The sequence below is a fragment of the Stenotrophomonas sp. YJH_SMC_133 genome (genome assembly GCF_059370655.1).
On record NZ_JCAFTW010000016.1, the window covers coordinates 24632 to 45089 of the forward strand.

The window sequence follows — 20458 nt, forward strand, 5'->3', positions numbered from 1 at the left end:
CTCGGCGCTACAGCGCATCATTCACGGTGTGCAGCGGGTAGTGCCGGCCGCCGGTTTGCGCTCGTAATAGGCGAAACGATTGCCGCTGTCGATACCGACCAGGTTGCCGTTCTGCAGCAGCTGCAGCACGAAGTCGCTGCCGATATCGCGGTGGATGAGGATGCGGCCATCGCGCAGGCTTGCCCGCAGTGGCTGTTCGCGGCCACCGGCCTCAACCACACCACCCTCGAGGAAACGCAGCTGCGACAGCACGCTGCGCTCGGCTTCAAAGCTGCCACAGGGCAGTGCGGCGGCCGGCACCGGCGTGAGCGCTGCCGCGGGGGCGCTGGCGAGAACGGCAAGGTCTTTGGCCGGACCGCAGGCCGGGGCATCCGCGCGCTGTGCACAGGATCGCTGCAGCGCATCGCGGGCCTCCTGCAGGCGGCCACTGCTCCACAAGGTTTCGGCGGTGTCGGCGCAGAACGTTTCGCCCTGTTGCACGCGGCAAAGGTCGATCAGTTCATCAAGCTGTGCAGGTGGCAGAGGCGCATCCACGGAATGCTGCAGGCCGAGCAGGGCCTTGCCCATCATTTCCGAGGCAATCTCCTTGGCTGCCGTCATGCAACCCTCGGCGTCGAACGAGGGCAGCTCCTCCCTGCAGATCTCGGGAATCGGCGGTTCTTCCTTTCCGGGCGCTGCGTCCTTGGCCTGCTGCTGGTAGGTCTCCAGCAGGCGCATGCAGGCTGCGCCCACGCCCTCGGCGCACCAGGCGTGCAGTTTCACGGGTGCGGCCTCTGGCAGCGCCTCCAGGCACTCGGAGGTGTTCATCACGCAACCGCCCTCGACGGGCTGCGGCATCGTCTTGCAGGCGGCGGCGTGCTCACGGGTGAACTCGCGATAGGGCGTGCTGATCGTGCGGTCGTTGTCCGAGAAGTACCAGTTTTCCAGCTGGCCCGTGGACAGGTTGCCGGTACCGAGCACGTCTTCCTGGCGGGCGATGCGCAGCTCCTCGGTGGCCTGGTAGGGGCCGGACAGGAAGCCGTGGCCTTCGCTCTCCAGGGTCAGCGTGGTGTTGCCGTTGCTGTCCTTGTAGGTGCCGCAGGCCATCGACTGAGCGGCGGCCGGCAGGCTGGCCGAGGCCAATGCAAGCAACAGCAGGGAGCGCCAGCCCGCAGCGCGAGGGCGGGGGGAAACAGCAGCGGGCATGGGGTCATCCTTGAAGGAAGTGAGCAGGGCCTGTCCGGTGCGGGGCGCACCACAGGCAGGAGAGGGCGCCACGGGTCAGGCGTGGCGCCGGAAGATCACAGCCAGTCGCGCGGCACCAGATAGTCGGCCAGGCGCGCCTCGGCGCTGCCCGCTTCCGGGGTGAAGCCGTACTCCCAGCGTACCCGGGGCGGCAGGCTCATCAGGATGCTTTCGCTGCGGCCACCGCTCTGCAGCCCGAACAGGGTGCCGCGGTCGTAGACCAGGTTGAACTCCACGTAGCGGCCGCGGCGGTACAGCTGGAACTCGCGTTCGCGCTCGCCATAGATGGCGTCCTTGCGCTGCTGCACGATCGGCAGGTAGGCGTCGAGGAAACCATCGCCGACCGCACGCAGATAAGCGAAGTCGCGCTCGAAGTCGCCGTGCAGGTCGTCGAAGAACAGCCCGCCGACGCCGCGCGTTTCATTGCGGTGGCGCAGGAAGAAGTACTCATCACACCAGCGCTTGTGCGCGGCATAGCGTTCGTCGCCGAACGGCGCACACAGATCGCGTGCCACCTGGTGCCAGTGCTGCACGTCCTCGTCGAACGGATAGAACGGGGTCAGGTCGAAGCCGCCGCCGAACCAGCTGGCCACCACTTCACCATCGCGCTGCGCCTGGAAGAAGCGCACGTTGGCATGGGTGGTCGGCACGTAGGGGTTGAGCGGGTGGAACACCAGCGACACGCCGGTGGCGCGCCAGGAGGCGCCGGCCAGTTCCGGGCGGTTGGCCGAGGCCGACGGCGGCAGGCGGCTGCCGGACACATCGGAAAAGCCGATACCGGCCTGCTCGAACACCGCGCCGTCGCGCAGCACGCGGGTGCGCCCACCGCCGCCCTCGGCACGCTGCCACAGGTCTTCCTGGAAGCGGGCCCGGCCATCGACGGCCTCGATCGCCGCACAGATGCGGTCCTGCAGGTCGGTGAGGTAGGCGCGCACGCGCTCGAATTCGTTCATGGCGCGTACTTTACCGCAGGGCCCGCCCGAAGCTGCGGACAGGCCCTGGCCGGCTCAGCGCTTGCGGTTGGAATGGCGTGGCGGCGGGGTGTCGTCTGATGCCGCGTCATCGGCCGCCTTCTGCAGCGCGCGGCCCAGATCGATCAGTTCCCAGTTCTGGGTGCCGAGCACGTCGCAGGCCACGTGCAGGCCACTGCGGTCGGCCTTGCACAGCCGGTCCAGCAGTGCATGTGCATCCACCTCGGCATCGTTGCCCTGGGCCGTGACCAGGTTCTCGCAGCCCTCGCGGACGCCGGCGCGGCAGACCGTGGTGTAGTGCTCGGCGGCCTGCAGCCAGTGCCCGGACAGCGCAAGGCGGTTGCCGAGTACGTTGCAGCCCTGCAGCTTGCCCTGCGCGCAGCAGGCTTCCGCCCCGCCGGTAGCGAGCGCCTGCGGGCAATCCTGGGGTAGCGGCAGCACGGTGTACTGCTTCGGTGCACTGCAGCGGCCCGGGCCATCGCCAGTGGGGGTGAACACCTGGAAGCGGGTCCAGGTATCCAGGCCCAGCAGTTGGCCGCCAGGCAGCGGACGCAGCACGAAGTCGCCGCCCCTGTCGTGGCGGATGCGGATGTCGCCCTCTTCGACGCGGGCGCGGAGATGGCTGTTCCAGCCAACGCCGACCAGGCCGTTGTCACCGAAGTCCAGCGTGTCCATCAGACCGCCATCGGCCCGGTAGTTGCCGCAGGGCAGGGCCGTTGCCGGTTGCGGTCGCAATGATGCGCCCAGCGCCTGCAACGCCGGCAGACGCTCGCAGGTGGCGGTGTCGTTGCCCGGTGTGCAGGCCGCAGCCAGCGCCTGCACCGCCAGCAGGGGATCTCCCGCGTCCCAGGACAGTTCGGCCACCCGCTCGCAGAAGCCGCCATGCGCTACCTCGCGGCACAGCCGCAACAACTGTTGCCGCCGCTCAGCCGGAATGATCACCGGCACGGTCGGCGCCGTCATCGTCACCATGGCTTCGGTCATGGCTGCCGTCATCGCGGCCTTGACCAGCTGCGCCTGCACTGCGGGGTCGGCCTCGAGCGCGGCGGCACATGCCGGGGTTTCCTGTTCGAAGCCACCGTTGTCACAGGCAGCGGGGAGCTTGATACCGGACAGGGCGGCGTCGAGGGCCGCCTTCTGCTGGACAGGATCGGCTTCGACGACAGGTTTAGCCTCCTCATGCCAACGATCAGCCAGTTGCAGGCACATGCCGGGCACGCCTTCCCGACACCCTGCTTCCAGCGTGGCCGGAGTGGCTTCGTGACGGTTGTCCAGGCAGGCCACGGCATTGGCCAGGCAGCTGCCTTCAGCCGGCGTGGTTGCTGCGGCGCACTGTTCGGGGGCCAGCAGGATGTAGGTCGTGCCATCCACCTCGACCGTGCGGCCACGGTCGCGCACCTGCAGCGCGCTGGGCAGGCCATGTTCCAGGTTCACCAGTTGCAGCTTTCCGTCGATCTGCTGGAACGCGACCGGAGACGGCGCACTGCCGAAGTGCTTCTGCTCGCCACGGTTGGGTGAGCTGATGCGCAGCGTGCTGCTGCCTTCGTCGGCCTTGAACAGGCCGCATTGTGGTGACTGTGCGGCGGCCATCGGTGCGGCCAGCAGCAACGCCCAGGCCAGCCAGCGCTGGCGCGGTGCGGGTGAATGCATGTCGTCTCCTTGACGATCGAACGGGAAACTCCAGGCGCTACGGCGAACCAGGGCCCTCGCGCGGGGGCGTACATTCTGCCGTGCCGGGCACGGGCTGGTACGCTGGTAGGCGGTCTGCGCATCCATGCCGAGCAGATCGCCGTTGCCGAGCTGGCGCAGCACAAGGGTTTCGCCGTTCTGCTGCAGGTGGATGGCGCCGTTCTGCAGGCGGGCCCGGGTGCCATCGCCGAAGTCGAGCCTGTCGATCACGCCTCCATCGGCCTGGTAGCGGCCGCAGGGCACCTGCTGGGCCGGGACGAGGCGCAGGTCAGCGCCGGGACCGCGCAGCGGTGCGATGCGTTCGCAGGCGCTGGTGCGGCCGGCATCGCAGACCACCTGCAGCGCCTGCACCGCCAATGCGGGCTCCAGCGCGATCAGTTGCTGTGCGGCTACTTCGACGCAGAAGCGGCCACTGCGGTGCTGCAGGCACAACTGCTGCAGGCGATCGCGTGCAGCGGCCGGAAGCGGTGAATCCGGCATGTCTTCGTCTTCCTGTTGCAGGCGTTCACCGACCTTCTGCATGGCGGCGGCCAGCGCATCGCCGGTCAGCGTCTCGCAGGCCTGCGGGTCATGGCCGGGCGTGTGTTCGCGGCAGATGGGCGGGCGTTCGAAGCGCGCGGGGCTGGTGTCATCGCTGCCGGCTACAGTTGTTCCATCGCGAAGCTGGCGCAGCAGCGCCGAGCAGCCCGCGCCAACGCCTTCGCTGCACGCACGCTGGGCCTGGCCGGGTGAGGCCGTGGGCAGCCGTGCAACGCAGTGGCTGCCAGCGGCGCGGCAGCTGCCATCCATCGCGCTGGGCTCGCTGGCGCAGGCGCGGGGCTGGCGCAGGGTGTAGAGCACCACCCCGTCGTGCTCGATGCGCTGCCCATCGGCGCTGATACGGATCGGCTGCGCCACGCCATCGTCGAGCATGACCAACCGCGTCTGTGCCGCACCGCGATCAACCCACAGCGGCTGAGGCTCGCTGCCCTCATCGTGGTGGTAGCCGCTGCCGGGAGTGGTGAACACCAGCGTCATGCCGCCATCGGCGCTGCGGTATTCGCCACATTGCAGCGCATCGGCGCCGGCAGGCAGCGCAGTCAGCACCAGCAACGCGGGGAGAAGGGTCGGCAAGCGCAAGCGACGGTCCTTGTCGTGCGGGAAAGGGGGGGGGGCTCAGTGGAAGCGCGAGCGGAGGTCCGGCCGCAACAGGCGCCAGGCCAGCCAGCCCTGCAGGCCGAGGAGCACCAATGACATGGCCACCACGGTCAGCGTGATCAACCAGCGTTTCAGATGGAGTTCCTGCTGCAGGACGGCGTCGTCGGAGAGAAACGGGATGACATCACGCATGAACACGTCCAACCAGCCGGCGACCGCAAAGTTGGCCAATGCGCTCAGCAGCAGGATCACCACAAAGCTCCACAGGCCCCAGCTGCGCTCGCGCAGCAGGCCCCAGCTGGCCAGCGTCGAGGCCAGGCACAGCAGCGCGGCAATCATCGACGCGGCCACCGGATGCGCCAAAAGCCAGGTCAGGCTGTGCAGGTGCTGGTCTTGTACTTCCCTCTCAACCAGATGCCAGATCGGAAGGTTGTGCAGCGGCCACAGCAGCAGCCCCTGCATCACGAAGTACACCGTGAGCAGCAGCGACAGCGAGAACGAAGCGTGTGCGATCGGGCGCACCCAGGCGTGATAGGTCGGCTGGACCAGCGAGGGAATCGGCGGGATCGACATTGACATCCGGTGTCCTTGCAATCGGTGCCCGCGCGATCAGCGGGCCGTCACCCGGGTGGCGACGGCCGGCAGGATATGGTGTTCGCTCAACGGTGCCAAGGGCTGGCCATGCGGCGGCTGCAGTGGCACCCAGGCCAGTTCGGCGATCTCGGCACATGCCTGTGGCGTGCCGTCCACCCGCACCCACCAGGCCTGTGCCTGCACGCGATGGCCGGGTTCGTTCACCGCCCAATCCTCAAAGGTGCCCAGCGCGATGGCGGTTTCGGTGCACAGCTGCACACCGAGTTCTTCGTCCAGTTCGCGGGCCAGCGCCTGCAGCGGCGCTTCGCCGGGTTCGGGCTTGCCGCCCGGTTGGATGAAGCGGCTGGCGCCGTGCTTGCGTACCACCAGCGCCCGGCCGCGGTCATCCAGGATGACCGCGGCCACGATGTGGATCGTGGCCGCGGCGTTGCTCACTTCAGGTTCTGCTCGAACAGCTTGAGGATGCGCTTGTACTGGTCCAGCCAGGAATCGGCGCGCACATAGCCGTGGCGCTCCAGCGGGTACGGTGCGATCGACCAGTTGTCCTTGTGCAGTTCGATCAGGCGCTGGGTCAGGTTCACCGAGTCCTGGAAGAACACGTTGTCATCCATCATGCCGTGGGCGATCAGCAGGTTGTCCTGCAGGTTCTGCGCGTATTCGATCGGCGAGGACACGCGGTACGCCTCCGGATCGATGTCCGGGGTATTGAGGATGTTGCTGGTATAGCCGTGGTTGTACTGGTGCCAGTCCACCACCGGGCGCAGCGCGGCGCCGGCCTTGAACGTGCCCGGCGAGCGGAACAGGGCCATGAAGGTCATGAAGCCGCCGTAGGAACCACCGTAGATGCCGGCATGGTCGCGGTCACCCTGCTGGGTGTCGACCAGCCAGTCCAGGCCGTCCTTGTAGTCTTCCAGTTCCGGGTGGCCCATGTTGCGGTAGATCGCCGTACGCCAGTCGCGGCCGTAGCCCTCGCTGCCGCGGTAATCCATGTCCAGCACGATGTAGCCCTTCTGCACCAGCAGGTTGTGGAACATCTGCTCGCGGAAGTAGGCCGGGTAGCGCTGGTGCACGTTCTGCAGGTAGCCGGCGCCGTGCACGAACATCACGATCGGGTACTTCTTCCCCGGTTCCTTGTTTTCGGGCTCGTAGTACTTGGCCCAGACCACGCCGGCGCCATGCTTGGACGGCACCGCCACCAGCTTCGGCTGGATCCACTGGCGCGCCTTGAACTCGGCAGTGCGGGTGTCGGTCAGCACGCGGGCCTGGCCTGCGCCGGTGCTCGGTACCACGGCCAGCTGCGCCGGCAGGTAGGCGCCGGAGTAGCGCACCAGCAGCTGCTGGCCGTCCGGCGACAGCGAGAAGTCTTCCACGCCGTTGAGGCTGGTCAGCTCGCGCACCTGGCGGCTGCCGGTGTCGACCGCGCAGACTTCGTAGTCATGCGGCGCCTGCTGGTTGCACAGGAAGTAGAAACCCTTGCCGTCGGCCGACAGCACCGGCGCCGAGGTTTCCCACTTGCCGCTGGTCAGCGCCTGCGGCTTGGCCGTACCGGACTGGGTATACAGGTGCGAGAAGCCCGATTCCTCCGACAGCAGCCACAGCGTGCGGCCATCGGCCATCCAGCCGAAATCATTGAAGCCCCAGTTGATCCAGGCGTTGTCGGTCAGGCGATGGCGGTTCTGCACGCGGCCGTCGGCGGCGTTGATGCTGACGATCCAGCGGTCCTTGTTGTCGTTGGCACGCAGCATCACCGCGGCCTGCTGGCCATCGGGGCTCCAGCGGATGCCACCGCCCATGAAGTCGCTCATCACCTGCAGGCTGCGCTCGCCCTTCAGCGCGTCCTTGCCGGCCTTGCGGCGCAGCTCGGCCAGCGGATCGGTGCTGATGCCCGGCAGGCCGGCCAGCGAAACCTTCTCGGCCTTGCCGGTGCGCACGTCCACGTACCACAGCGTGTGCGGCTCGAAGCCGTTACGGCCGACGCGGGTGCGGGTGTCCTCGGTTTCCTCGTAGCCCGACTCGGTCACGTACAGCGGCATCTTGCCGCCACGGCCGTCATCGAAGTCCTTCGGCTTGGTCACCACGACCAGGTGGGTCAGGTCCGGCGACAGCACGCTGTCACCGATCTCGACGTCGGCGCCCAGGTAGACCGGGCCCGGTGCGCGGGTCGGATCAGCCTGGCGCCAGCGCTGGTCCTGGTCCTTCAATGCCTCGCGCTGCTCGCGGTCGCGGCGCAGGGTTTCCAGCGTGCGCAGCTGCTGGTCGCGCAGCACGTCGGCCTTCGGCGGCGTGCGCGGGTCCTTCTCGGCCTTCAGGCTGGCCACCTGCTGCACGCCGCTGGCGGCGGTCCAGTGGAACCAGTTCTGGCCGACGCGCCAGATCACGCCGTTGTCCGCGGCAAAGTTCACGTTGCCCGCGCGCTCGTTGCTGCGGGTCAGCTGCGTCAGCGCGCCGCTGCGCAGGTCGCGCACGAACACGTCGCCATTGCGCACGAAGGCGCTGCGGCTGCGGCTGCGGTCGTAGACCGGCTCGGCCACGTCCAGGGTGCCGCGCTGGTCATCGGCCACCTGCGCGGCCACGCCACCGGCCACCGGCTGGCGGAAGGTATCGCGCACCGGGCTGCCGTTGCGCTTGAGCTGGTACTCCACCTGCTGGCTGTTCCACGACCACCAGGCCTTCTCGACCGGCGGACCGATCCAGTCCGGGTCGGCCATGGCCTGTTCGATGGTGATCGGCGTCGGCGCGGCATGCGCGGCCGGTGCGGCCAGCACGGCCGACAGCAGGAGGGACAGGGGCAGCACTCGGGACATGGGCGGACGGCACCAGTAGAGGAAAACCGGCCAAGCGTAGCAGCCGCAAGGGCCGGGGGCAGGGGCCACAGGTCATGGCAGCGGGATTGGCAAAGTAGTGCAACCGCTGGCCGGCCTCGCGCATCCATTCTCCTGAACCCGCATCATCCACCGAACAGGAGCCCGACCATGCAGGAACTGATCCCGATCACCCTCTTCATCTGCATCGCCTACGCGATCCATGCCATTGCCGATGCCCGCGCCCGCAGCAAGCTGGTGGCTCCGCACGTGCCCGAGGAAGTGATCCGCTCGCTGGCGGTACTGGAAGAAGAGCGCCGCCGCCAGGGCGCGCTGCGCTGGGGCATCAGCCTGGTCTGCCTGGCGCTGGCCATGGCCCTGCTGGAAGCGATGGGTGCCCGTGACCTGACCTTCGGCGCCGCCGCCGCACTGGTCGGCAGTGCCGGCCTGGGCCAGCTGCTGGCCTGGCACTTCACCCGTCCTGCTGCGCGCAAGGGCTGAGGCAGGCGTGCCACGGGCACAGGGGGCGCCCCGTAGATGAGCCTGCTCGACGACGCACTGTCGGCACTGCGGGGCCGTCGCCGCCACGACGCGAAGACGGAGGCACCCATCGGACCGCTGGACGCGGACCAGGCCCTGGTGCGGGCCATCATCGATGGCTCGCAGGTGGCGTTTTCGCAGCTGGTCGAGACCCATCAACGCACCTGCGCGCATGTGATCGGGCGCATGGTGGGCGATCGTGATCAGGTGGCCGACCTGCTGCAGGAAAATTTCCTTGCGGTGTTCCGCCAGCTGCACCGGTTTCGTTTTGAATGCTCGCTGCGCACCTGGGTATCCCGGGTCGCTTACACCACGGCGCTGCAGCACCTGCGCCGGCGGCGGCTGGAGGCGCAATGGATGGTGGCCGTGGAGGTGCCGGAGGAACTGGGTGTCGGCGATGAAGGCCCGGGCCCGGTTGAGTTGAGCGAGGCGCTGCAGGCAGGGCGCCAGCTCGGCGCGGCGCTGGAACGGCTGAGTGCACCGCAGCGCCTGATCGTCGGCCTGCACTACCTGGAGGATTTCGATCTGGCCGAAATCGAGCAGGTGACCGGGCTGGCGCGCGGTACCATCAAGAGCCACCTTCACCGTGCGCGCCAGGTCCTGAAGCAGGAACTGACGCGGCGTGCCGCCGCCGGAGAACTGCTGTGAACCGACCGACCGACCCTCGCGATGCGGAAAAGCGCGCGCTGGCGCAGGCGTTGCGTGAGCAGGTGCAGCGGGAAGAAACGCCGGATGTGAGTGAGGCGCTGCAGAAGCGCATTGCCGCTGAGTCACGCGACAGTGGCGTGGGCTATGTGGTGGTGCAGGTGCTGTTGTTTGGCGCGCTGCTGGCTGCAGCGGCCTGGTACTTCTGGGTCTAGAAGAACATTGACGCCCGCAACTGCTTTGGGACGCTTCTTCCTCCAACTTCCGATCAGATATCCAAGCGTCGGGCGTTGTCTCCACGTCGGCAGTTGGCCTTTCCCGTCAGACTCCGTCACGTCGGCCTCGTCATCAGTGGCAGTCGCTCTATTCAGGGTCCGCGAGCTACGTGTGTTTCCTGAGGAAAGTTGCAAACTCCATGCCTCCGCTTGAGTCGGAGTTTCACAATCAGAGACTCTCAACCATCAGCTTCCACGGGTATGGAGTGAGAATCACATGGACAGGTGCGCCAGTAATCCAACGCCGGATGCAATTGGATGATGCTCTACTACATCCAGCTTTCGCTTGCCCGATTCAAGCAACGGATCGGCACTCATCTGGCAATCGCTCTCATGCTGGGTGCGGGGGTGGGGATCACGACCGTGATGCTCTCCATTGTTCTCCAGGCATCGTCGGATCCCGCGCCAGGCAGGAGCTCGGCATTGTTCCGCCCGTACCTTGACGCGCGTCCAGACGCACTGCGCAGGGGTTCGCCGGATCCTGGCCAGGCACTGACCTGGCCAGATGCGAAGGTGCTTCTGAACCAGGGCCGGGCGTGGAAGCAGGCAGCAATGGCAGGGGGGGCGGTGACGCTCTCCCGGCCGGGAGCGTCCAGCGCAAGGCTGCGTGCGAGGTTCGCCACCTCTGAAGTCTTCAGTGTCCTTGGCATCGCCGTTGTTCAAGGGCGGGCATGGACCGCCGAGGAGGGGCATGCTGCGAGTCGGATAGTGGTCCTGTCGCGTGCGCTCGCCGAGCGCGAGTGTGCGCAGGACTGTGTTGGTCATCGGTTGGAACTGGGCAGGCGCACCTACACTGTTGTGGGTGTCGCGGAGGATTGGCATCCGGTACCGATGTTTCAGGGAGATCTCACACGCCGGCCGTTTGTGGAACCTGACGAGATCTACCTGCCAGTTGAGACCGCAATCGCGGACAGGCTGACTGTTGTGGATGGGACGGCGATCTGGGGGGGTGACCAGGACACGGACCCTGCAGGAGCCAACGTGTCATGGCTCCAATTGTGGGCGTGGCTGCCCACCGCGGACGATGTCGCCGCCTACCGGGCGAATCTGGATGCCTATGCACAGGCAAAGGGCCTTCGGATCGAACCAGGCACCCAGCAGGTGGCACTTTGGCCGTTGATGGAGTGGCTGGATAGGCTGGGATTGGTTCCGGAGCGGGCCAGGATGCAGCTTCGGCTGTCACTGATCCTTCTCGGTGTGTGCATCGTCAACGCGGCGGCGCTGCTGAGCTTCAGTCTGGGGCGCCGTCGGCGGGAGCTCGCGATACGACGTGCACTGGGAGCGCGACGTCGGGACGTGTTCATCCAGCTCATGTGGGAATCCATCGCGGCGGGAGCCGCAAGCAGTGTGCTCGCTGTCGTCACCTACACGCTGGGAATCCGGGTGGTTGCTGCGGGAGACGTTCTGCCCAGCGCGATAACGGCGATGCATGCTGGGGCAATGCTGATGGCCGCTGGCCTGGGAGTCGTCACGACGTTGCTCTGTTCATTGGTCCCGTCGTTTGAAATCTGCAGGGTCAGCTCCCTGTCGAGTGCCTTCGCGAAGGGGGCTGCCTGAAATGTTCGAATCGATGAGGGAGACCCGACGACATTTGGGAAGCGCCGCACTGCTTGCAGTGCAGGCAGCGCTTGCAAGCCTGGCATGTGCGTTCGCACTGCAATCTGCGCTGGACAGCTTCGCCAGATTGAACGCCGGGAGCATCCGGGAGGCAGCATCGATTGGTGTGGTCAGAGTCTCTGATGTCGAAGAAGGCGCGGATGAAGCAGTGCTGCGGACAGACCTGTCTGCAGCACTGCTGCCCGGTGTTCAGGACACGGTTGTGAGCGACGCTGTTCCGTTCGGGGGAAGAGCCCATCGATACGGCGTATGCACCAGTGAGTCGGCCATGGTGCATTCGATGAACGCGGGCACGGCAGACGTTGCTGGATGTGATCGCGTTCCCGTTGTAACTGCAAGCTCTGGCTTGCTGGCGATGCTGGGCGCGGGAATCGTCCTGGGGCGCGATGCCACGGAGGACGACACGATTGAAGGCGCTCCGGTGGTGCTGATCAGTGAATCGCTGGCTGCCCATCTGTTCGGAACGGGGAATGCTGTTGGCCGCCACCTGTATTTCGGCCCCGGCAGCAGCCGGGTCATCGTGGGCGTATTTGCGTCTGTTGCTGGACCGGCGCCAGGCGGCAATGAGCGGGACTCGCAGTGGGTGCTGCTCCCGGGCCTTCCCATGGGCGCCAGTCGCTATTATCTGGCGAAGTGGAAGTCGGAGGTTGATCGTTCATCGCTTGATCGCACCGCCGATGCGCTGCAGCGGCCTTATCGGATCATGCATCCAGCCGGTGTCGAGACGCTGGCGGGTTATCGCGACGCCTACGTCAAAGCTGATCGCTTCGCTACGACCGTGCTCGCGGTCATGACCGCCGTTGTTCTCGGTGTGCTGATGGCCGGCGTTTCTGGAGTTGTGGGCGCGTGGCTTGATCAGCGCCGGCACTCCATTGGGGTTCGACGGACATTGGGTGCTCGCGGATCCGTGATCTTTGCCGAAATCATGTTCGAGGTTTCACTGTTCACCACGCTGGGCACCCTGCTCGGCGCGTTGTCGTTGCAGTGGGTAGGGTCGCCGCAGGACGGGATCACCGGTTCACCGTGGTTCTCGATATCGAGCGCTGTCGTGCTGGTGATGGCGGCCTGCTTGACTGCACTGGTACCCCGGGCCCTGCGAATCGCCAAGGAGCCGCCTTTGACCCTGCTGAAGCCCCTGTAGCCCATTCATCCTGTCACCCAGCTTCACCTGCGACAAAGTGAAGCAGCGCGTCACCCGGTCGCATCCCGTCTTAACGAAATCCTCCTAAAGTGGTCCGGTATCCCACCGGTCACAGGCAGGAGGCGTCCCTTGGACGCGTTGTTGTTGTCCCGGATCCAGTTCGGATTCGTCATCAGTTTCCATGTGCTGTTCCCCGCCTTCACCATTGGCACGGCCAGCTGGCTGGCCTTCATCGAATGGCGCTGGCTGCGCACGAAGTTGCCCGTGTGGCGCGAGCTGTATTTCTTCTGGCAGAAGATCTTCGCGGTGTCGTTCGGCATGGGCGTGGTCAGCGGCATCGTCATGGCCTTCCAGTTCGGAACCAACTGGCCACGGCTGAGCGAGGTGGCCGGCACGGTCATCGGCCCGCTGCTGACCTACGAAGTGCTGACCGCGTTCTTCCTGGAAGCCAGCTTCCTCGGCGTGATGATGTTCGGCTGGGGCCGCGTCTCGCCGCGCCTGCATTTCCTGTCCACCTGCATGGTGGCGCTGGGCACGCTGTTCTCCACGTTCTGGATCCTGTCGTCCAACAGCTGGCTGCATACGCCGGCCGGCTACGAGATGGTCAACGGCGTGGTGCATCCGGTGGACTGGTGGCAGGTGGTGTTCAATCCTTCGTTCCCGTACCGGCTGGCGCACATGGCGCTGGGTTCGTTCATCACCACCTGTTTCGTGATCGGTGGCGTCGGCGCGTGGTACCTGCGCAAGGGCACGCACGTGGAAGCGGGCCGGCGCATGCTGGTGGCAGCGGTGGCGTTCGCGGCACTGACCGTGCCGGTGCAGATTTTCGTCGGCGACATGCATGGCCTGAACACGCTCAAGCACCAGCCGATGAAGATTGCGGCGATGGAAGCGCACTGGCATGAAACCAAGGAGGGCGAGGGCGTACCACTGGTGGTGTTCGCGCTGCCGAACGAGAAGGAAGAGCGCAATGATTTCGAAGTTGCCATCCCGAAGCTGGGCAGCGTGATCCTCACCCACAGCCTGGACGGCACCTTCGACCCGCTCACTTCGGTACCGTCCAGCGAGCGGCCGCCGGTGACGCCGGTGTTCTTCGCCTTCCGGATCATGGTCGGGCTGGGCACGCTGATGCTGCTGCTGGCCTGGGTGTCGGCTTTCCAGTTGTGGCGCAGGAAGCTGCTGGATTCGCCGTGGCTGCTGCGCGGCTGGAACTGGATGCTGCCCAGCGGCTTCATCGCGCTGCTGTCCGGGTGGTTCGTCACCGAGATGGGCCGCCAGCCGTGGGTGGTGTATGGCGTGCTGCGCACCGCTGATGCGGTCGGCCCGCAGAGCGCGTGGATGACCGCGCTGTCGCTGGCGGTCTACGTCGTTGGCTACGCCTTCGTGTTCGGCTGGGGCATCTGGTACCTGGTGAAGATCCTGCGCCACGGACCGCGTCCGCACGATGATGGGCCGTCGCTGGACCACGGCAGCCACACCCCGGCACGCCCGCTGTCGGCGGCCGACGAACCGCTGGAGGAGCGCTGACATGGACCTGATGACCTGGCTGCCGGTGGCGTGGTTCGCGGTGATCGGCTTCGGCGTGCTGATGTATGTGGTGCTGGACGGTTTCGTGCTCGGCATCGGCATCCTCGCCCCGTTCGCCGAGGACGAGGAACAGCTGGACCTGATGATGAACACCGCCGCGCCGATCTGGGACGGCAACGAGACCTGGCTGGTACTGGGCGGCGCCGGGCTGCTGGCGGCGTTCCCGAAGGCCTATGCGGTGTTGTTGTCGGCGCTGTACCTGCCGGTGTTGTTGCTGGTGGTGGCGCTGGTGTTCCGCGGGGTGGCCTTCGAGTTCCGCTTCAAGGCGCATCGATCGCGCCGGCTGTGGAGCGTGGCGTTCGGCCTCGGTTCGCTGCTGGCGACCTTTGCCCAGGGCGTGATCCTGGGCACCCTGGTGCAGGGCATCCCGCTGGTGGACGGCGTCTATCAGGGCGGACCGTTCGCCTGGTTCAGCCCGTTCGCGATGCTGACCGGTGCCGCGCTGGTGGCCGGCTATGCGCTGCTGGGCAGCACCTGGCTGATCCTGAAGACCGAAGGCCGCGTGCAGGCGCTGGCACGGCAGATGACCCGGCCGCTGGTGGTGGCGGTGATCGCAGCGATGGGCCTGGTCAGCAGCTGGCTGCCGTTCCTCGATTCGCGGCTGATGGCCCGCTGGTTCAGCGACGGCAACTTCTGGTGGCTGTCGCCGGTGCCGCTGTTGACCCTGGCGGTGGCCGCCGCGCTGTGGCGCAGTGCGACCCATCCGCGCCGCGACCTGCCGCCGTTCCTGCTCAGCCTGGCGCTGTTCGTGCTTGGTTTCCTTGGCCTGGTGCTGGGCATGTGGCCGTACCTGCTGCCGCCGTCGATGACCCTGTGGCAGGCAGCCGCGCCGGCCTCCTCGCTGGGCTTCACCCTGGTCGGGCTGGTCATTCTGCTGCCGGTCATCCTGGGCTATACGGCGTGGTCGTACCGGGTGTTCCGCGGCAAGGTGCACGCCGACACCGGTTACCACTGATGGGTTGATGGCGGGGCCCGCCGGTGCCGGGCCCCGTGTTGGGGAATGTGAAACCTGCACACCCCGGGCGGGACGTGCTAGCGTGCGCTCCTTTCCGGCAGCCAGGGGGGCAGCCGGCGACGTCCTGGACGGACGCACGGCTGCAGGAATGGGGGGCCGCCGCGCGTCGCCGTAATGGCTCGTGCCTATCGTTCTCCCGTTGAAGCACCAACGCTAAATGATTGAATTCTCCATCGTCGACTGGGCCGCGTGGGCGCCCGGCCTGAGCGAGCGTAGCCAGTGGCTGGGCTGGGCCGAAGCGCCGTACCTGCCGCACGGCGGGGATACGCCGGCACTGGCAGAGGTTCCGGCAATGCAACGCCGTCGCATCGAGCGGTTGGGCCGCATGGCGATCCAGACCGCGTGCTGGTGCGAGGACGGGCAGGGGGCCGACAGCGACGTGCCGCTGGTGTTCGCCAGCCGCCATGGCGACGTCGCACGTTCGATGGACCTGCTGGGGGCGCTGGTCGGCGACCAGCCGTTGTCGCCCACCGGATTTGGCCTGTCGGTGCACAACGCGATCGCCGCGCTGTATTCAATCGCCCGCGGCCATCGCGGCAACTACCTGGCATTGGCGGCTGGCCAGGCAACGGTCGAAGCCGCGTGCCTGGAGGCCGTCGGCCTGCTGGCCGATGGCGCCCGCGAGGTGCGGGTGGTGGTCTACGAGTCGCCGCTCCCGGAGGTTTACGCGACGTTCGCCGACGAACCCGACCCGTTCTTCGCCTGGTGCTGGCGTTTGACCGCGCCAGCAGAGGACCGGCCGACGCTGGCGCTGCAGTGGCAGCCGGCCGACGGCCAGGCCAGCACTGTGCCCGGCCTGCTGCCGCACGCGCTGGACCTGCATCGCTTCCTGTTGTCCGGCGCGCCAGCGCTGGAGCACGTGGCCCATGGCCAGCGCTGGCGCTGGGGCCGCCGTGAGTGAGCTGCCGCGCCGCCTCGACCACGCCTGGCGGGTGTTTGGCACCGGCCTGAGCTTTGTTGCGTTTGGCCTGGGCGGGCTGCTGCTCGGCGTCCTGGTGATGCCGGTACTGCTGCTGATGCGGGACCCGGTGGCCCGTCGCCGGCGCGCCCGGCGCGTGGTCCAGGTCGCGTTCGCCAGCCATCTGCGGCTGATGCGCGGGCTGGGGGTGATGACCTACGAGATCGAGGGCGGTGAACGCCTGCAGCGTGACGGCCTGCTGGTGCTGGCCAACCACCCGACCCTGATCGACGTGGTCTGCCTGATCTCGCTGCTTCCCAACGCCGACTGCGTGGTCAAGCGGGCCGTGGCCTGCAACCCGTTCATGCGCGGTCCGGTACGGGCCGCCGGCTACATCTCCAATGACGATGGCGCCGGCCTGGTCGATGACTGCGTGGCCGCGGTGCATGCCGGCGGCACCCTGGTCATCTTCCCGGAGGGCACCCGCAGCGTGCCCGGGCAGCCGCCGCGCCTGCAGCGCGGGGCCGCCAACATCGCCGTACGGGGCCGCATCGACGTCACCCCGGTGCGGATCACCTGCAGCCCGCCAACCCTGACCAAGGGACAGAAGTGGTATCGTGTCCCCTCACGTCGCTTTCACGTTCGGCTGCAGATCGGCGAAGATATCCCGATCGCGCCTTTCTTGGCCGAAGACGACTCGCCAAGGGGGGATGCCTTGGCGGCACGCCGCGTTACCGAGCACCTTTCTCGTTATTTCGACCTGTCTGGAGAGCCGCCCCGTGCAAGCACTTGAGCACGAGATCAAGGAATTGATCATTTCCTCCCTTTCGCTGGAGGACATCACGCCGGAGGACATCGATCCGACCGCGCCGCTGTTCGTCGAGGGCCTCGGCCTGGATTCGATCGACGCGCTGGAGCTGGGCCTGGCGCTGCAGAAGAAGTACGGTGTCAGCCTCTCGGCCGATTCGGAAGAAACCCGTCGCCATTTCTCCAGCGTGCGCGCGCTCGGCGAGTTCGTCGCCGCCCGCCAGTCGTAACGGCGCCAGGAATTGCCATGACCAAGAATGAACTGTTCGAACGCATCGTCAGCATCCTGACCGACAGCTTCGAGATCGAAACCGCCCGGATCACCCCCGAGGCACGCCTGTACGACGACCTGGATATCGACAGCATCGATGCGGTCGACCTGATCGTGCAGCTCAAGCCGCTGCTGGGCCGCAATCTGCAGCCGGAAGCGTTCAAGGCCGTGCGCACCGTGCAGGACATCGTCGATGTCGTGCATGGGTTGCTGCCGGACCAGGCAGCCGCCTGACCGCAGCGCCGGCGGCTCCGCCATGGCACGCGCACGCACGGTCGTGGTGGCTGCGATCTCGCTGGCCTACCCGGTGCTGGTGTACCTGGCGATGGGCCGTTTCGAGCCACGCTGGCTGTCGCTGCTGCTGTTCACCCTGGCCCTGCTGCGTGCGCTGAGTACGCGCCAGCCGCTGTGGTGGGCCGCCGCCGCGGGAACCGGCCTGCTGGCCGTGTTGGCCACCGTGCTGAACCAGGCCCTGCCGCTGAAGCTGTATCCGGCGCTGGTCAACATGGTGATGCTGGCGGTGTTCGGCACCAGCCTGCGCTTCGGCCCGCCGCTGGTGGAACGCCTGGCGCGGTTGCAGGAGCCGGACCTGCCGGCGTTCGCGGTGGCCTATACCCGCCGCGTCACCCAGGTGTGGTGTGGCTTCTTCGTTCTCAACGGCAGCCTGGCCCTGCTGACCGCGCTTTACGCGTCGGACCGGGTCTGGATGCTCTACAACGGATTGTTGGCGTACGTGATGATGGGCGTGTTGTTTGCAGGTGAGTGGCTGGTGCGGCGTCGGGTCAAGGCAGCGCACGCGCATGGCTGAGTGGATTGCCCTGGACCGGCTGCTGGTGGACCCGCAGCCGCAGCGCAGCATCGGCGTGTGCGATGGCGAGGTGATCGACCATGCCCGCTTCCGCCAGCGGGTGCTGGCCTGGCGTGCGGCCTTTGCTGCTGCCGATGGCCGTGACTGGGCCCTGTACTTCGATGATGCGGTGGCCTTCGCTGCTGCGCTGTTCGGCGCCTGGCATGCCGGCAAGCGGGTGTTCCTGGCTGCCGACAACCTGCCGGCCACGCTGCAGGCGCTGCAGCCACAGGTGAGCGGTTTTGCCGGCGATGTTTCCGCCGACTACCGAGCGCTGGTTGCCCCCACCGTTGGCGTGGACGGCGAACTGCAGGTGCTGGACGAGCGCGCCTGCGAGCTGTGCGTGTTCACCTCCGGCAGCACGGGCCAGCCCAGTGCGATCAACAAGCGCATGGACCAGCTGGCGCGCGAGGTGGATGCGCTGCAGGCTGCGTTCGGCGCGCAGCTGGAAGGCGTGCAGGTGCATGGCACGGTGTCCCACCAGCACATCTACGGCCTGCTGTTCCGGGTGCTGTGGCCGCTGGCCGCCGGCCGCCTGATCCATCCGCGCCGGTTCTTCCACGAAGACCTGGTGGGCGCGCTGGCCGGTACCGACACGGTGCTGGTGGCGACGCCAGCCCACCTCAAGCGCCTGCCCGAGCAGCTCGACTGGGCCAGCCTGCACGGCCGCCTGCGCGCGGTGTTCTCCTCCGGTGGCCCGCTGCCCGAAGAAGCCGCACGCCAGGTACGGCAATGGCTGGGCGTGGCACCGACCGAGGTTTACGGCAGCAGCGAAACCGGTGGTATCGCCTGGCGCCGCTGGGATACCGACCTGCCGCCGTGGCAGCCGTTGCCAGGCGTGCAATGGCGCATCGAGGATGGCTGCCTGGCCGTCGCCTCAGCGCATCTGGAAACCCTCGACTGGTGGCGCACCCAGGACCGCGTGGAAGCGTTGGCCGATGGCCGCTTCCGCCTGCTGGGCCGTGCCGACCGCATCGTCAAGATCGAGGAGCGCCGCGTTTCGCTGGATGCGCTGGAACGCGCGCTGCGCGAAGACACCGAAGTGGACGATGTGAGAGTACTGGTCCTGCCAGGACAGCGTGAGCAGCTGGCAGCGGTGGTGGTACCGGCCAGCCTGGCGCTGCTGGAGGGCGGTGACGCCGCGCGCCGCGCGCTGGGCCAGCGCCTTGGCGCGCGCCTGGCACAGGCGCATGACGCGGTCACCCGGCCGCGCCGCTGGCGCCTGGTGAAGGCGCTGCCGATCAATGCACAGGGCAAGGTCACCCAGGCGGCACTGGCGGCGCTGTTCCAGCCGCTCATGCCGGTGCCGGTCTGGGTTCACCGCGATGCTGCCAGCGCTACGTTGCGCATGACCCTCGACCCGGCGCTGCGGCCGTTCCAGGGCCACTTCCCGCAGGCGGCGATCCTGCCCGGCGTGGCGCAGCTGGACTGGGCCGTGCGTTTTGGCCGCCAGGCGTTCAGCATGCCGGCCGGATTCCTGCGCATGGATGCGGTGAAGTTCCAGCACGTGGCCCGCCCGGGCGATGAGCTGACCCTGCAGCTGGACTGGGATGCCACGCGCAATGTGCTGGCCTTCCGCTACACCTCCAGCCACGGTGTGCATGCCAGCGGCAAGGTGGTTTTCGCCGATGCGGACTGATCCGGCCGTTGCCGGTGCCGCGTTCGCGCCACTGGTGGTGATTCCCGTCTACGACCACGAGCACGCCATCGCGGCGGTGGTCGACGGCGTGCAGGCCGCCGGGCTGCCGTGCCTGCTGGTCGACGATGGCTCGCATGAAGCGTGCGCGACGGTGCTGCGTTCGCTGGCACAGCGCCAGGGCGTCGACCTGCTGCGCCTGGACATCAACCAGGGCAAGGGTGGGGCGATGCTGGCCGGTTTTGCTGAAGCCGCTGCGCGTGGCTACAGCCACGTGCTGCAGATCGATGCCGACGGCCAGCACGATACCGCCGACCTGCCGCGTTTCGTCGAGGCGGCGCGTGCGCACCCGGGTGTGGTGATCTGCGGCATCCCGGCCTACGACGCCAGTGTTCCCAAGGCGCGCCTGTACGGACGCTACGCGACCCATATCTGGGTCTGGATCAACACGCTGTCGCTGCACCTGCGCGACACCATGTGCGGCTTCCGCGTGTATCCGCTGCCGCCGGTGCTGCGCCTGATCGGTGAAGAGACCATCGGCCGCCGCATGGATTTCGATACCGAGGTGATGGTGCGCCTGTACTGGCGACAGCTGCCGGTCGAGCACCTGGCCACGCGCGTGACCTATCCCGCCGATGGCGTGTCGCACTTCGATGTGTGGCGTGACAACGTGCGCATCAGCCGCATGCATACCCGCCTGTTCTTCGGCATGCTCTGGCGCGCGCCGCGCCTGCTGTGGCGCCGCCTGCGGGGGCAGCGCTGA

General features: G+C 67.3%; 20 protein-coding genes and 1 pseudogene. 14 read left to right on the forward strand and 7 right to left on the reverse strand.

Annotated elements, in window-relative coordinates; translation table 11 throughout:
• Positions 1-21: 21 nt before the first annotated feature.
• The 7 genes and pseudogenes from AC5P78_RS19270 to AC5P78_RS19300 all read right to left on the reverse strand — a co-directional run bounded on the left by AC5P78_RS19270 (position 22) and on the right by AC5P78_RS19300 (position 8419).
• Positions 22-1185, reverse strand: coding sequence for a hypothetical protein (locus AC5P78_RS19270; RefSeq protein ID WP_076739418.1), 1164 nt, complete (start codon positions 1183-1185; stop codon positions 22-24).
• Positions 1186-1280: 95 nt separating this feature from the next.
• The gene (gene hemF, locus AC5P78_RS19275) at positions 1281-2177 is read right to left on the reverse strand and encodes an oxygen-dependent coproporphyrinogen oxidase (protein ID WP_012481613.1); all 897 of its coding nucleotides are present in this window, start codon (positions 2175-2177) and stop codon (positions 1281-1283) included.
• A 54-nt stretch (positions 2178-2231) separates the two neighbouring features.
• A complete protein-coding gene (locus AC5P78_RS19280) occupies positions 2232-3845 on the reverse strand; it encodes a hypothetical protein (RefSeq protein WP_012481612.1) in 1614 nt (537 codons plus the stop codon).
• A gap of 37 nt (positions 3846-3882) precedes the next feature.
• Positions 3883-5003: pseudogene (locus AC5P78_RS19285) on the reverse strand (hypothetical protein).
• A 36-nt stretch (positions 5004-5039) separates the two neighbouring features.
• The gene (locus AC5P78_RS19290; protein ID WP_495217324.1) at positions 5040-5600 is read right to left on the reverse strand and encodes a hypothetical protein; all 561 of its coding nucleotides are present in this window, start codon (positions 5598-5600) and stop codon (positions 5040-5042) included.
• 30 nt (positions 5601-5630) lie between these two features.
• The gene (locus tag AC5P78_RS19295; protein WP_065183630.1) at positions 5631-6050 is read right to left on the reverse strand and encodes an NUDIX hydrolase; all 420 of its coding nucleotides are present in this window, start codon (positions 6048-6050) and stop codon (positions 5631-5633) included.
• Complete coding sequence (locus tag AC5P78_RS19300; RefSeq protein ID WP_180874242.1) at positions 6047-8419, reverse strand: S9 family peptidase; 2373 nt, start codon at positions 8417-8419, stop codon at positions 6047-6049. The genes AC5P78_RS19295 and AC5P78_RS19300 overlap by 4 nt, the downstream gene beginning before the upstream one ends.
• A gap of 168 nt (positions 8420-8587) precedes the next feature.
• Here AC5P78_RS19300 and AC5P78_RS19305 point away from each other — a divergent pair, with 168 nt between their 5' ends.
• The 14 genes from AC5P78_RS19305 (at position 8588) to AC5P78_RS19370 (ending at position 20458) form a co-directional block, all read left to right on the forward strand.
• A complete protein-coding gene (locus AC5P78_RS19305; protein WP_005411618.1) occupies positions 8588-8917 on the forward strand; it encodes a hypothetical protein in 330 nt (109 codons plus the stop codon).
• Between the two features lie 36 nt (positions 8918-8953).
• The gene (locus tag AC5P78_RS19310) at positions 8954-9604 is read left to right on the forward strand and encodes an RNA polymerase sigma factor (protein ID WP_049417915.1); all 651 of its coding nucleotides are present in this window, start codon (positions 8954-8956) and stop codon (positions 9602-9604) included.
• Entirely contained in the window at positions 9601-9816 is a 216-nt protein-coding gene (locus AC5P78_RS19315; protein ID WP_049417918.1) for a hypothetical protein, read from the forward strand. Before AC5P78_RS19310 ends, AC5P78_RS19315 begins: the two co-directional genes overlap by 4 nt.
• 321 nt (positions 9817-10137) lie before the next feature.
• Entirely contained in the window at positions 10138-11433 is a 1296-nt protein-coding gene (locus AC5P78_RS19320) for an ABC transporter permease (RefSeq protein ID WP_227843490.1), read from the forward strand.
• Between the two features lies 1 nt (position 11434).
• The gene (locus AC5P78_RS19325) at positions 11435-12634 is read left to right on the forward strand and encodes an ABC transporter permease (protein ID WP_201861927.1); all 1200 of its coding nucleotides are present in this window, start codon (positions 11435-11437) and stop codon (positions 12632-12634) included.
• A gap of 129 nt (positions 12635-12763) precedes the next feature.
• The gene (locus AC5P78_RS19330; protein WP_012481603.1) at positions 12764-14161 is read left to right on the forward strand and encodes a cytochrome ubiquinol oxidase subunit I; all 1398 of its coding nucleotides are present in this window, start codon (positions 12764-12766) and stop codon (positions 14159-14161) included.
• Between the two features lies 1 nt (position 14162).
• The gene (gene cydB, locus AC5P78_RS19335) at positions 14163-15176 is read left to right on the forward strand and encodes a cytochrome d ubiquinol oxidase subunit II (RefSeq protein WP_005414876.1); all 1014 of its coding nucleotides are present in this window, start codon (positions 14163-14165) and stop codon (positions 15174-15176) included.
• 217 nt (positions 15177-15393) lie between these two features.
• Positions 15394-16137: a beta-ketoacyl synthase chain length factor gene (locus tag AC5P78_RS19340; RefSeq protein WP_012481602.1), complete on the forward strand. Its 744-nt coding sequence runs from the start codon at positions 15394-15396 to the stop codon at positions 16135-16137.
• Positions 16130-16927, forward strand: coding sequence for a lysophospholipid acyltransferase family protein (locus tag AC5P78_RS19345; protein WP_005414875.1), 798 nt, complete (start codon positions 16130-16132; stop codon positions 16925-16927). Before AC5P78_RS19340 ends, AC5P78_RS19345 begins: the two co-directional genes overlap by 8 nt.
• Positions 16914-17171, forward strand: coding sequence for a phosphopantetheine-binding protein (locus AC5P78_RS19350; protein ID WP_005411610.1), 258 nt, complete (start codon positions 16914-16916; stop codon positions 17169-17171). The genes AC5P78_RS19345 and AC5P78_RS19350 overlap by 14 nt, the downstream gene beginning before the upstream one ends.
• 17 nt (positions 17172-17188) lie before the next feature.
• The gene (locus tag AC5P78_RS19355) at positions 17189-17446 is read left to right on the forward strand and encodes an acyl carrier protein (RefSeq protein ID WP_005411609.1); all 258 of its coding nucleotides are present in this window, start codon (positions 17189-17191) and stop codon (positions 17444-17446) included.
• A gap of 22 nt (positions 17447-17468) precedes the next feature.
• Positions 17469-18020, forward strand: coding sequence for a COG4648 family protein (locus AC5P78_RS19360; protein WP_005414874.1), 552 nt, complete (start codon positions 17469-17471; stop codon positions 18018-18020).
• A complete protein-coding gene (locus AC5P78_RS19365; protein ID WP_049417923.1) occupies positions 18013-19698 on the forward strand; it encodes an ApeI family dehydratase in 1686 nt (561 codons plus the stop codon). Before AC5P78_RS19360 ends, AC5P78_RS19365 begins: the two co-directional genes overlap by 8 nt.
• The gene (locus AC5P78_RS19370; RefSeq protein WP_043034442.1) at positions 19688-20458 is read left to right on the forward strand and encodes a glycosyltransferase family 2 protein; all 771 of its coding nucleotides are present in this window, start codon (positions 19688-19690) and stop codon (positions 20456-20458) included. Before AC5P78_RS19365 ends, AC5P78_RS19370 begins: the two co-directional genes overlap by 11 nt.

Excerpts from the sequence above, each read along its gene's own strand:
- AC5P78_RS19365 (WP_049417923.1), top strand. The coding sequence starts at position 18,013 with ATGGCTGAGTGGATTGCCCTGGACCGGCTGCTGGTGGACCCGCAGCCG.
- AC5P78_RS19320 (WP_227843490.1), top strand. The coding sequence starts at position 10,138 with ATGCTCTACTACATCCAGCTTTCGCTTGCCCGATTCAAGCAACGGATC.
- AC5P78_RS19300 (WP_180874242.1), bottom strand. The coding sequence starts at position 8,419 with ATGTCCCGAGTGCTGCCCCTGTCCCTCCTGCTGTCGGCCGTGCTGGCC.
- AC5P78_RS19280 (WP_012481612.1), bottom strand. The coding sequence starts at position 3,845 with ATGCATTCACCCGCACCGCGCCAGCGCTGGCTGGCCTGGGCGTTGCTG.
- AC5P78_RS19340 (WP_012481602.1), top strand. The coding sequence starts at position 15,394 with ATGATTGAATTCTCCATCGTCGACTGGGCCGCGTGGGCGCCCGGCCTG.
- AC5P78_RS19325 (WP_201861927.1), top strand. The coding sequence starts at position 11,435 with ATGTTCGAATCGATGAGGGAGACCCGACGACATTTGGGAAGCGCCGCA.
- hemF (WP_012481613.1), bottom strand. The coding sequence starts at position 2,177 with ATGAACGAATTCGAGCGCGTGCGCGCCTACCTCACCGACCTGCAGGAC.
- AC5P78_RS19370 (WP_043034442.1), top strand. The coding sequence starts at position 19,688 with ATGCGGACTGATCCGGCCGTTGCCGGTGCCGCGTTCGCGCCACTGGTG.
- AC5P78_RS19270 (WP_076739418.1), bottom strand. The coding sequence starts at position 1,185 with ATGCCCGCTGCTGTTTCCCCCCGCCCTCGCGCTGCGGGCTGGCGCTCC.
- AC5P78_RS19310 (WP_049417915.1), top strand. The coding sequence starts at position 8,954 with ATGAGCCTGCTCGACGACGCACTGTCGGCACTGCGGGGCCGTCGCCGC.
- AC5P78_RS19290 (WP_495217324.1), bottom strand. The coding sequence starts at position 5,600 with ATGTCAATGTCGATCCCGCCGATTCCCTCGCTGGTCCAGCCGACCTAT.
- cydB (WP_005414876.1), top strand. The coding sequence starts at position 14,163 with ATGGACCTGATGACCTGGCTGCCGGTGGCGTGGTTCGCGGTGATCGGC.
- AC5P78_RS19355 (WP_005411609.1), top strand. The coding sequence starts at position 17,189 with ATGACCAAGAATGAACTGTTCGAACGCATCGTCAGCATCCTGACCGAC.
- AC5P78_RS19360 (WP_005414874.1), top strand. The coding sequence starts at position 17,469 with ATGGCACGCGCACGCACGGTCGTGGTGGCTGCGATCTCGCTGGCCTAC.
- AC5P78_RS19305 (WP_005411618.1), top strand. The coding sequence starts at position 8,588 with ATGCAGGAACTGATCCCGATCACCCTCTTCATCTGCATCGCCTACGCG.